Source organism: Arthrobacter sp. CAL618 (assembly GCF_000468215.1).
Classification (GTDB): domain Bacteria; phylum Actinomycetota; class Actinomycetes; order Actinomycetales; family Micrococcaceae; genus Arthrobacter_D.
This window is the reverse complement of the sequence record NZ_ASZW01000281.1, coordinates 1-1,181: the sequence shown is the minus strand read 5'-3', so window position 1 is coordinate 1,181 and position 1,181 is coordinate 1. Positions and strand designations below refer to the sequence as shown.

The 1,181-nt window shown below is 64.8% G+C and carries 1 pseudogene; it reads left to right on the top strand.

Annotated features, from left to right (window positions below):
• Positions 1-1,181, top strand: a pseudogene (locus K728_RS0117405) (M1 family metallopeptidase); the annotation flags it as partial.

The following is a 1,181-nucleotide window of genomic DNA, read 5'->3' as shown; positions in this document are numbered from 1 at the left end:
CCGCCCGCGCCGTCATCACCGGCCGCGCCGCCGGCCCCTCGTCCCAGTCATTGGAGCGGATTGAGCTGGACCTGGCGGGGTTGAAAGTCACCAAGGTGACCCTCAGCGGCGGCCAGGTCCAGCGCTTCAGCACGCGAGGATCCCGGCTGATCGTCACCCCGGGTGAACCCATCGGCGGGGGTCAGGAATTCACCCTCGACATCAAGTACGGCGGAAACCCCAAACCCACCAGAAGCACCTGGGGCGAGGTGGGCTGGGAGGAGCTCACTGACGGCGTCCTCGTTGCCGGGCAGCCCACCGGCAGCCCGTCCTGGTTCCCGTGCAATGACCATCCCAGCCACAAAGCCACCTACCGGATGGCTGTCACCACCGACGCGAACTACCGTGCCATCTGCAATGGCCGGCTGGTATCCCATACGCCAAAAGCGAGTCGCGGCACCTGGGTGTATGACCAGCCAGAGCCGATGGCCACGTATCTGGCCACAGTCCAGATTGGCCGCTACCAGTTGGAGCGGTCCAGCACCACCCCCGTGCCGCAGTTCACTGCCGCACCCGTGGGCCTGCGGGACGCGGCACGCCGCGCACTCTCGCGTCAGCACGAGATGATCAGCGCCTTCACCGAACTCTTCGGCCCTTATCCGTTTGATGCGTACACCGTGGTGGTAGCTGACGATGTATTGGAGATTCCGTTGGAAGCGCAGTCGTTGTCGATTCTGGGCAGCAACCATCTCACCACCGAGTGGGAATCTCAGCGGCTCATCGCTCACGAACTGTCCCACCAGTGGTTCGGTAACTCCCTGACGGTGAGTGCCTGGCAGGATATCTGGCTGCACGAGGGCTTCGCCTGCTACGCCGAATGGCTGTGGTCAGAAAGGTCGGGGTCCCTTTCCACTTCGCAACGGGCCACCGAGGCGTGGCGTGCGCTCGCCACAGAACCGGAGGATCTGATCATTGGTGATCCCGGCGGCTCGGACATGTTCGACGACCGGGTTTACAAACGCGGCGCCCTGGCGCTCCACGCCTTGAGGATCGCCGCCGGCGACGAGCTCTTTTTCGGAATGCTTCGCGACTGGACCGCCCGGTTCAGGCACCAGCACGTCAGTACTGCCGACCTGATCGAGCTGGCCGATGAGAGCTGCTCCACGGTCCCCGGCTTCGACGCGGCAGCCCTCCTCCACCCG